This is a genomic window from Aliidiomarina sp. (assembly GCF_047920995.1).
GTDB lineage: Bacteria > Pseudomonadota > Gammaproteobacteria > Enterobacterales > Alteromonadaceae > Aliidiomarina.
Window position 1 is genome coordinate 73885 of the sequence record NZ_JBLRWZ010000006.1, and the last position, 9729, is coordinate 83613.

General features: G+C 46.3%; 9 protein-coding genes. 4 read left to right on the forward strand and 5 right to left on the reverse strand.

The annotated features are described in order from the left end of the window. Window positions 1–61 precede the first annotated feature (61 nt). Entirely contained in the window at window positions 62–352 is a 291-nt protein-coding gene (locus ACNA7P_RS02980; RefSeq protein WP_416257124.1) for a VanZ family protein, read from the forward strand. Between the two features lie 44 nt (window positions 353–396). Here ACNA7P_RS02980 and srmB read toward each other — a convergent pair whose 3' ends face one another. The 3 genes from srmB to ACNA7P_RS02995 all read right to left on the reverse strand — a co-directional run bounded on the left by srmB (window position 397) and on the right by ACNA7P_RS02995 (window position 4409). Further along, window positions 397–1641: an ATP-dependent RNA helicase SrmB gene (gene srmB, locus ACNA7P_RS02985; RefSeq protein WP_416257125.1), complete on the reverse strand. Its 1245-nt coding sequence runs from the start codon at window positions 1639–1641 to the stop codon at window positions 397–399. Window positions 1642–1645: 4 nt separating this feature from the next. Beyond that, window positions 1646–2563: a recombination-associated protein RdgC gene (gene rdgC, locus ACNA7P_RS02990; protein WP_416257126.1), complete on the reverse strand. Its 918-nt coding sequence runs from the start codon at window positions 2561–2563 to the stop codon at window positions 1646–1648. 82 nt (window positions 2564–2645) lie between these two features. Then, complete coding sequence (locus ACNA7P_RS02995) at window positions 2646–4409, reverse strand: sensor histidine kinase (RefSeq protein ID WP_416257127.1); 1764 nt, start codon at window positions 4407–4409, stop codon at window positions 2646–2648. A 251-nt stretch (window positions 4410–4660) separates the two neighbouring features. Here ACNA7P_RS02995 and ACNA7P_RS03000 point away from each other — a divergent pair, with 251 nt between their 5' ends. The 3 genes from ACNA7P_RS03000 to phoR all read left to right on the forward strand — a co-directional run bounded on the left by ACNA7P_RS03000 (window position 4661) and on the right by phoR (window position 7829). Further along, window positions 4661–5755 carry a porin gene (locus ACNA7P_RS03000; RefSeq protein WP_416257128.1) on the forward strand — a complete coding sequence of 365 codons (1095 nt, stop codon included), beginning with the start codon at window positions 4661–4663 and terminating at the stop codon, window positions 5753–5755. Between the two features lie 89 nt (window positions 5756–5844). Next, window positions 5845–6531 (forward strand): phosphate regulon transcriptional regulator PhoB, encoded by a 687-nt coding sequence (phoB, locus tag ACNA7P_RS03005; protein ID WP_416257129.1) that lies wholly within the window; start codon window positions 5845–5847, stop codon window positions 6529–6531. Further along, a complete protein-coding gene (gene phoR, locus ACNA7P_RS03010) occupies window positions 6531–7829 on the forward strand; it encodes a phosphate regulon sensor histidine kinase PhoR (protein ID WP_416257130.1) in 1299 nt (432 codons plus the stop codon). Before phoB ends, phoR begins: the two co-directional genes overlap by 1 nt. Window positions 7830–7894: 65 nt before the next feature. Here phoR and ACNA7P_RS03015 read toward each other — a convergent pair whose 3' ends face one another. Both ACNA7P_RS03015 and ACNA7P_RS03020 read right to left on the reverse strand, forming a co-directional pair. Further along, window positions 7895–8857: an alpha/beta hydrolase gene (locus ACNA7P_RS03015; protein WP_416257131.1), complete on the reverse strand. Its 963-nt coding sequence runs from the start codon at window positions 8855–8857 to the stop codon at window positions 7895–7897. Then, window positions 8811–9729, reverse strand: a 919-nt coding sequence (locus ACNA7P_RS03020) for a flavin-containing monooxygenase (RefSeq protein ID WP_416257132.1), incomplete at its 5' end; no start/stop codon positions are given. The genes ACNA7P_RS03020 and ACNA7P_RS03015, both read right to left, overlap by 47 nt.

The following is a 9729-nucleotide window of genomic DNA, read 5'->3' on the forward strand; positions in this document are numbered from 1 at the left end:
ACAGGTGCTTTGGCGAATTATATTTAGTTTGGTCGTGATTATTGTGTCGGGCCTATTTTTAATGCAATCCCCTCCAACGCCAGCGGTGAGCCAATTTGCGCACGCAGATAAAGTGGTGCACTTCGGTTTGTTCTTCGTGTTGGCGGCAACAATGCATTTGGCATTTCGGCCCCGCTTACTGATTGCGGTACCTATTTTATTCCTCTATGCAGTTTCGATAGAGGCGATTCAGCACTTCGTGCCAGGCCGCGGCGCCGATGTGTGGGATGTGATTGCGGATATGGCAGGTGTGTTGGGCTTCTATTTATGCCGGGCGCTGTATAAAGCTCGCGCTAAACACGGCCGTACTTAGAAAGCACGCACTAAGTAAGCACTTACTTAGTGCGTGGTATACGCTTATTTCTTCGCTTTTGCGCTCTTCTTCTTGGTACCCGCGAGCATTTTCTTAGTTTTCTTTTTCTTCTTTGTTTTGCTCTTTTTATGCGGGTCTGGGAATTTATAGGTTGGCCGCAATTCTTTCACAAACCTACGTTCAATCCGCTCCCCTAAGTAACGTTCAATACGGCCCAAGTTTTCGGCGTCATGCGCTTCTACTAATGCCACAGCAGTACCGGTTTTTCCCGCTCTACCGGTACGGCCAATACGGTGCACAAAGGTATCGCCTTTGCGTGGTAAATCGAAGTTAACTACTAACTCTACATCCGGAATATCGAGCCCTCGGGCCGCTACATCGGTAGCCACGAGAATACGCTGCTTCACATTCGAAAACGCCAGCAAACGTGCTTGTCGTTCAGCTTGCGGAAGGCCACCTTCAAGCGCCATGGCGCCATAACCCATGTTCTGCAAAACCTCGGCTAGCTCATGAGCACGCTCGCGCTTGCGCACAAACACCAGCACGCGGCCATTAAATTCACCGAGTAGGTGCTTTAATAATTGCTGTTTGTGCTCAACGTTATCGCTAACGTGCACCCATTGATGAATTTTACCTTTCTCGCGCCGAGGCGGTTCAACATTAATGAACTCCGGCGTAGCAAGTACTTGCTTACTAAAGGTAGCAAGGGTGTGGCTATCTGCAGTAGCGCTAAACAACAGGCGTTGGCGCAAATTAACCGCTTCATTAATGATCTGTTCTACCGGTGTACGGAAGCCCATATCCATCATTCGATCGGCTTCATCTAGCACTAAAATCTCAAGATCTTCAGCGCTAAACTTTTCCCCGCCTAAGTAATCGAGTAAGCGGCCAGGTGTGGCAATAACAATATCTAAGTTCTCTTTAAAAGCACCCGTATGGCTGCCGAAATTAACCCCACCGGTAACCGTAAGTGAGGTTAAGCCTGCAGCATCACAAAGTAATTCTGCTTGCTTACCAATTTGCTCAGCAAGCTCTCGTGTAGGTGCTAGCACCAACACTCGAGCAGATCCTGGCGAACGCCGTGGGTAATCGATTAAATGCTGAATAGCTGGCAATAAAAACGCGAGCGTTTTGCCCGTACCGGTAGGCGAAGCTGCAAGTACATCTTTGCCTTCAAGTGCTAACGGAACTACTTCAAGCTGGATCTTTGTTGGCTTCATTAGCCCAGCATCCAGCAAAGTGTTTACTAAAACATCATCCAGTTCTAGTTGAGCCCATTCAGGATTCATGTAGCTATTGCTCCGTATTTTCTGGGCTAGACGCTGCGAAAATGCGCTCTAGTTCGATTAATAATTGGTTGAACTCGCCACTCATTAAAGCAAAATCAACATCAAGCTGTTCTGCGCGGCTTTCTGGGTTCAAATCATCGCGCTGCTCTTTCAGTATATCGCTAAAGCGAATCCGTTTAATGGCATAATCGTCGGTAAGTAGAAAGCTTAGCCGCTCTTCCCACTCCATGCCCAGTTGCGTAACTAATTTACCATGTTGTAAGTGCAAGCCAACTTCATCGGTTGTTAAATCATGTTGCTTCAACTTCACTACCGATTCGTTCTCGGAAAAGCTGCGCAACTCTGCTTCAAGGCCTAAGGCGAAAGGAGCGGGTGCCGATTGCTGTTTCACCCATTCGGTAAATAAAACTTCTGCATTGGCTTCAGCACCCCATGGCTTAATGGGTAACGAGCCTAAACAGCTGCGCACTAATGCGGTTAACTCTTCGGCACGCGTGGCACTCGAGCTATCCACTAATAAACGTTGGCCCTTTAAATCAATCATGCCCCAAGTTACCGCAAACTTAGGAAATGCTTGCGGCAGCATGCGATGAATAATCTCTTCTTTAACGGTTTGTTGCTCTTTGCGAGGCATAGAGCGCGCATTCGCTTGCTGGAACTGCTCACGAATTTGTTCTAGCTCGGCATTCACCGCACTGGGTGGCACCACTTTTTCTTCTTTTTTAGCGCAAAACAATAAATTATCGCCAACGCGATGAATAAGTGGGCCATCTTCGTCACCAAGTGGTGGAATTAAACCAAAACTTACCGGTTCTTGCCGTGCACAAGGTTTAAAACGGCGCTCGTTTAATAAGCTCTCGGCATCGTCAAACCAAGTGAAAGGCTGGGTGAACTGATATACACGTAAGTTTTTAAACCACATACGGGTGAATACTCCGATTTTTCGATGAACAATAATATGAGGAATTAACAGTGCCGCATAATACCCGAGTATTGGCAGGCTGTCAGTTGGCGTTCGTTAAAGTTACTGGAAAACTAAATTGGTAGGTTAGCCCTTCGCCCAGTTTGCTACTCACCGTTATTTCACCGTGCAGAGTTTCGGTAATCAGCTTGTGAATAATATGCGTGCCCAGGCCGCTGCCACCATTCTCGGCTTGCGTGGTAAAAAAGGCTTCAAAGAGATGATTGAGCTCATTGCTCGACATACCCTGGCCATTATCTGTGTAGGTAAAGTGCAGAATATTATTTTCAACGCGTACCGTTATGTTAATGCAGCCCTGATTTTTATCGGTAAAACCATGAATTACACTATTCATAATCATGTTTGTTAACACTTGCGCAAGGGCACCAGTAAAGAAACTCGCTTTGATATCAGGGCAATCAATGTCGGCGGTAATGTTTTTGCTGCGCAAGCTAGGTTGTAATGTTTTCACCACCCGGCGCAAATAATCGGGAAGCAATACGCTGCGGTTTGCTTCTGAACTTTGATCTACAGCCACTTGTTTAAAGCCAGTAAGTAGTTCATTCGCACGCTCTAAATTGCCATTAATTAAGCTTAGCCCTTCTTCTACATCGTGAATGAAACTATCAAGAGCAGATGCAGAGAGTTTACCGTTAGTAACGTCAGCTTTTAATTTATCCACTCGCTCGCGCAAAAAAGTAGCCGAGGTAAGGCTGATACCAAGCGGTGTATTCACTTCGTGCGTGATACTGGCAACTAAGTTACCTAGGGTGGCCATTTTTTCAGTATTAACCAGTTGGCTTTTCGTTTGTTGTAGGAACTCAACGCTTTCCTGTAGATCTTTATTGGTTTGTTTTAACTTAGATTCGGTGATACGCCGCTGGTGAATTTCTTGCTCCAATGAGTGCTGGCGTACTTCCAGATCGTGCCGGCGGCGCTCTAAATCAAGCATCAAGTTACTGATGCCCAGAGTTTTCTCAGCAATTTCTTGCTCAAGAACTAAGTTTTGTTCTTCCAGCTGTTGATTTGCCGCGGTTAGTTCTTCTTCTGTTTGTTTCAAGGCTATTTGGTGTTGGCGTAAACGCTCTATAAGATCGTTATAAGCGTCTTCAAGCAAACTAAATTCGTTGGTTTCTAATTGCTTTAATTGAATCACCGAACGTTCAAGTTTATTAAAATCAAAATTACGGATTTGCCGAATCAGCTCTTCTAGAGGTAGCCGCAAATAAAACTTGAAGGCGAGCGAAAATAGTATGATCAACAAGCTGCTTTTGATTAGCGCACCAACAACGAGCAGAAATATACTGGGCTTTAAGCGTTCAATGGTGATATCGCGGTTAGAGAACAACATAACATCGCCAACTACTTCAGAGCGGCCCGCAAATTCATAAATAAGCGGGCTGTAATACCCGAAAATTCCCTGCTGTTCCGGAATTTCACCAGAATCGCTTAAGCCTTCTATTTGCTGTGCGCTCATGGTGAGCCCACGTTTGGAAATAACTTTGCCTTGATCATCGCGCACAATAACCCCGCTAATTGCTGGAACGCTGGTTAAACCAGAAGCAATAGTTTCGGCCTGAGTGCTATTAAATTCCCAAAGTGCACGGGCAATACTGGCGGCGAAGGTGTGATGTTGATTACGCAAATCATTTAATAGGTTGTCGCGGGTATTTTGATACTCAAGCGCAACCTGCCCAGTGGTAATGAGCAGTGTAAGCAAGAAATAAACAGCGAGAACGCTAGTAAGCAGCGTTCGAGTGATACTTCTTGTTGCACGCGGTGCAGCATCATGAACAGAGCGTTTCACCAAGGTTATACCTATTATTATGCGACATTATTATGCAACTAGGATACCGAGAATTATGACAAACTCGGTGACAAGACAATAAAGAAACTCTATCAGTAAATACAAAATTTTCCCACCTGCAATTAATGTCATAAAACTGTAGCAAAAGGGTGACATAATGTTCATGTGTTCAATATAATTTCGTCATGTTTAGTTAACTCATGCGCATGTAGTTAACTAAGCCTACCGCCCGCTATTTGAAAGGAAACGCTATGCGCCGCTCAAATCGTCAAAATAATATGCTATTGATATCTCATTGTCGTAATCGTATTAACCATCTGGCAAGTAATCATTACTATCGCAGTGCAGGCGCGATAGCTGCTTTAGTGAGCGTATTGGCCGTATTCCCCGCAGTTGCGGAACAGCCGAAAATTGATTTTTACGGTAAATTGCACGTTTCTGGTGATTATCTTGATGATGGTGATAATGGCGGCTTAAATGTGTCCAGTAACTCTAGCCGTATCGGCGTGAAAATGGCGTATGAGCTTGAGCCTGGAATGCGTTTGATAGGCCAAATTGAGCGCACAATCGATATGGCAGAAGGGCAAAGTACGTTTTCACCGAGAAACACATTTGTTGGCGTACAAGGCGAATGGGGAACCTTGCGTGCTGGCTTTTATGATTCGCCAGTGAAGCGTATTTTGAACGCTGTTGAGCAATTTCGTGAGCAAGTGGGCGAAGGGCGAAACATTGTACGGAGCGGCGAAATGCACTTCGATCGGCGCTTGCGCAGTGGCATTCATTACACATCGCCAACTCGGAATAACCTCACTTGGATGGCGCACTATGGTACTAGTGAACAAACCGGTGCGAATACGAATACTAACAACGATGTTTACAGTACATCGCTTACCTATGCGCTGAATGGGTGGACAGGTATCATTGGTTATGAGCAACAAAATCGAGAACTTAATACCGCTTTAAAAGGAACTCGTGCTGCACTTATTCGCACCAATGGTGCGCTAACCACGGCACTTTTTTATCAATACGCATCTGGCATGGTAACGGGCACGCAACAGGCCTATGGCGTTACAGGCTCTTATGCATTGGATAGCCAATACAGCGTGAAGGCACAGGTGTTTCATCGAGCCGCTGATGCAACTAATATGCTCGATTCAACCATGTTTACCGTGGGCATAAACCGTAAAGTAAATGCCGCAGTAAGCTTATATGCAACCGCATCACATACGCAAAATGCGCAATTGGCAACTGCAAACGTTTCAGCTGGCGGCCATGGTAAAACCTTGGTGATTGAGCCAGGAAATGATCCATTCGCGTTATCGGTGGGTTTAAACTGGTCGTTCTAAGCTAGTTTATAGAAAAATAACGAGCGTCATAAAAATGTCACAGTTGGTTCTCATAATAGCAATACAAATACATGAACAGGTGGAACCAGATGCCAAGTAAAGTGTTGATTATTGAAGATGAAGCGCCAATTCGAGAGATGCTCGCGTTTGTACTGGAGCAGCATGGGTATCAGCCCATTCAAGCAGCAGATTACGATAAGGGATTAGCTGCTATTACAGAGCCCTATCCAGATATGATCTTACTTGATTGGATGTTACCCGGTGGCAGCGGAATTCAGTTGGCACGCAAAGTAAAAACAACTGAGCATTTGCGCCATATTCCCATTATTATGCTTACCGCCCGTGGCGAAGAGGAAGATAAAATTAAAGGGCTGGAAGTGGGGGCAGATGATTACATGACCAAGCCATTCTCGCCAAAAGAATTGATCGCTAGAATGCGCGCCGTGTTTCGCCGTGTTAACCCTACAAGTTTAGATGAGCCGATTGATATCGATGGTTTAGTGCTCGATCCGGTTTCCCATCGAGTTTCTGCTAATACCACCTCCCTAGATATGGGCCCCACCGAATTCCGCTTGTTGCACTTTTTTATGACCCATCCAGAACGCGTGTATAGCCGAGAACAATTACTTGACCACGTGTGGGGAACCAACGTGTATGTAGAAGATCGCACGGTAGATGTGCATATTCGCCGCCTGCGTAAGGCAATTTCTGAACATGGCCATGATCGTTTAGTGCAAACTGTTCGTGGCGTAGGCTATCGCTTCTCCGCGCGCTGATGCAACGTCTTTATAAGCTTTCTCGCCTTATAAAACGGCAGTTACTTTGGTTACTGCCGTTTGCGCTAGTTGGCTTATTAGTTGATAAATTTTGGCTAAGTTTAAGCATTGGGCTCGTGCTTGCAGTGGTAGGCAATTTATTCTATTTCCAACGCTTAAATCGCTGGCTATGGGATAGTAGAACCATGTTGCCCCCGCGAGCGAAAGGCGCCTGGAGCGATATTTATGATGGTATTTACGGCGCATTACGCCGCGCCCAAGTAAAACGCCGCTCACTGGCGCTGTTATTGCAACGATTTCGCCAAGCTGCAGAAGCAATTCCTGATGCTGGCCTAGTGTTGAATGCCGATGGCACCTTAGAATGGACCAACAAATTAGCGCAGATCTATTTTGGTATTCGTTGGCCAGCAGATAAGGGCATTCGGATTACCAACCTAATTCGTTACCCTCGTTTTCATAAATACTTCGAAGCGGGCAACTTTACCAAACCCATCACCATTCTTTCGCCTATCGGCGATCAGCGCGAGCTCGAGCTCCGCTTTATGCCGTATGCAGATACGCAGCTGTTGTTGATGGTGCGGGATGTAACCCAACTCAGCAAGTTAGAACGCATGCGCAAAGATTTTGTGGCCAACGTTTCCCATGAATTGAAAACCCCGTTAACAGTGATCAGCGGGTATTTAGAGATGCTAGAGGATGGCGAGCAGTTACCTCCGCAAATGATGGAAAAAGCGGTGCACGAGATGCAAGGGCAAACCAAGCGTATGCAACGCATGGTAAACCAACTGCTGGAGATCTCGCGCATGGAATTACAAGATAAAGCGCTATTCAGTAAGCGGGTAGTGCTAGCTAATGTGGTACAGCAAGCTATCGATGAGCTGGCGCAAAGTATTCAAGAGAAGAAGCTAGAAATGCACGTGGCGCTCGATGATAAGCTTTCGCTCTGGGGAGATGAGGACAAGCTGTACAGTGCCTGTATGAACCTACTTACGAATGCAATTAAATATACCCCTGAAGGTGGCATGATCCGCGTTAGCTGGCAGCGTATTGCAAGCGGCGCTGAATTTAGTGTGGAAGATAGCGGCCCGGGCATTGCCGCCGAACATATTCCGCGCTTAACTGAACGTTTTTATCGAGCCGAAAGCGATCGTAATAGTGCCACGGGCGGAACTGGTTTAGGCCTATCCATAGTAAAACATGCGCTTGAGCATCACCGCACTAAACTAATGATTGAAAGTAAGCCGGGTAAGGGAAGCCGCTTCGCTTTTCGGATAAACCAAGCGCTGATTGCAAGTTAAAGCACTCATTAGCAAGAACCAGCCAATTACACATTTTCAATAGCTGGTTATCTGCCTCATCACATTTAAACGTTGTTTAATTTCACCGTTCTGCCGCGTTGAAGAAACGAAGCAATCTCGGCAATAGCGTTTTTTGAAGCGCTAAACTGTGAAGCATGCAACGGATAGATATGCCACATATCTGGCGCCACCGTAAGCTTATGCTCTACCTGCAAATCAAGCAGCTTGGCTGCGAATTTACGGGAATCATCGAGTAAAATTTCATCGCTCCCCACTTGTATTAATGTAGGTGGAATCTTTTGCAATTCCGTGGCTGTGGCAAAGAACGGAGAGGCTAGTAACTGCTCTGGATCTTGGCCCGCTAAGTAATCTTTGGCGCTGGCGGTTAAGCCACTCACCTGCAGCATGGGATCAAGATGTGCGTTTTCATTGTAACTATGCGAGCTGCAAGTGAGATCCAGCCAAGGTGAAATGAGCACTAAGTTGGCGGGTTGCTCCACCTCTTCATTTTGCAGCGCTAGGGCACAACTAAGGGCTAGGTTACCGCCAGCAGAATCACCGGCAATGGTAATTTTCCGCGCTGGAATACCACGTTTTAACAACGCTTTATAGGCGGCCACAGCATCATCGAGTGCAGCAGGGAAGGGGTGCTCTGGTGCTAACCGGTAATCCAGCATCCATACTGCAGTTCCGCATGCATTGGCGAGGTGGCCACAAAATTCGATGTGGGTGCTGTTGCCATCAAATACAAAGCCACCCCCATGCAGGTAAAGGATATGTTGCGGCTGCTTGCCGTTACTCGCATCGTCGGTGTTTCCCGCTAGCGCGCGAGCACGCTGGCTTGGCATGGCCAGCACAGTTCTGCGGCCGGCTAGGCTATCTTCTTGGTAATGAACGTCTTTTGCGTTGGGTAGCGTTTTACCAACAACCTGAATCCACTTTCGGCGGAATGCTAGTGAGAATCGGGGGGAAAAACATGGTTTAACGAATACCCGCAGAAATCCTCGAAATATCGCTTCGTTGCTCACGGTGGCTCCTTCCAAACTTATAATCTGCTGCATTTATACGAGATGTAAGGAAACGGTACGTGAAAGTGAAACCAAACCAATTAATCACGTTGCGTCCTGCATCATTTGTATACCAAGAGCTACAGCCTGCTGCCCACACACTTTTATTGAGTTTTTTTTGCAGTGTGTTCACATAATGTTGCTGGCGCTCAGCTTTCACATCTAGTGTAGTCAGATTATTGCGAGCTAAGTAATATGTACATTGTAATACATAGTGAAATTGTGCCTCGAGCATTACCAGTATGGAATTATGGGAAAGATTGGTATTCGGCCCGTACAGCATGAAGAAGTTGGGGAAGCCACTTACGGAAATACCCTTATAGGCTTCAGCGCCATTTTTCCAAGCCTGGCTTAAGGGTTGGTTGTTGCTGCCAATGATGTTTATGGGAGCCAAAAACTCGGTAGCCTTAAAGCCAGTAGCATAAATAATCACATCGGCGGCGTAGTGTTCGCCATTGCCATAAGTGATTCCGGTAGGGGTAATTTTCTCAATACCATTGCAGTGCAGTTGCACGTGAGGCTGGTTGATCGTGCTGTACCAATCATTGGCGATCAGAATTCGATTACAGCCAATTTGATAGTTGGGAATCAGCTTTTGCAGCTTTTCAGGATCGGTAACATCACGCTTGGCCATGGCAATAGCGCGGTAGCTAAATAGGTTCAAAATAAAGCGCATGCGAGTAAACGCGAGGGCTCGGCACTCATTTTTTAGGTAAATAATGCTGCGATAACAGCGGTTCAGTAATGGTACGTGCTGAAAGCACCATTGCTGCCAAGGAGCGAAGGGCTTATCAGGTTTGGGCATTACCCAAGCTGGTGAGCGTTGGAATAGG

What these genes read in the sequence shown, in the direction of transcription:
- ACNA7P_RS02980 (WP_416257124.1), top strand. Translation starts at nt 62, where the DNA reads ATGCAATCCCCTCCAACGCCAGCGGTGAGCCAATTTGCGCACGCAGAT.
- phoB (WP_416257129.1), top strand. Translation starts at nt 5,845, where the DNA reads ATGCCAAGTAAAGTGTTGATTATTGAAGATGAAGCGCCAATTCGAGAG.
- ACNA7P_RS03000 (WP_416257128.1), top strand. Translation starts at nt 4,661, where the DNA reads ATGCGCCGCTCAAATCGTCAAAATAATATGCTATTGATATCTCATTGT.
- phoR (WP_416257130.1), top strand. Translation starts at nt 6,531, where the DNA reads ATGCAACGTCTTTATAAGCTTTCTCGCCTTATAAAACGGCAGTTACTT.
- rdgC (WP_416257126.1), bottom strand. Translation starts at nt 2,563, where the DNA reads ATGTGGTTTAAAAACTTACGTGTATATCAGTTCACCCAGCCTTTCACT.
- srmB (WP_416257125.1), bottom strand. Translation starts at nt 1,641, where the DNA reads ATGAATCCTGAATGGGCTCAACTAGAACTGGATGATGTTTTAGTAAAC.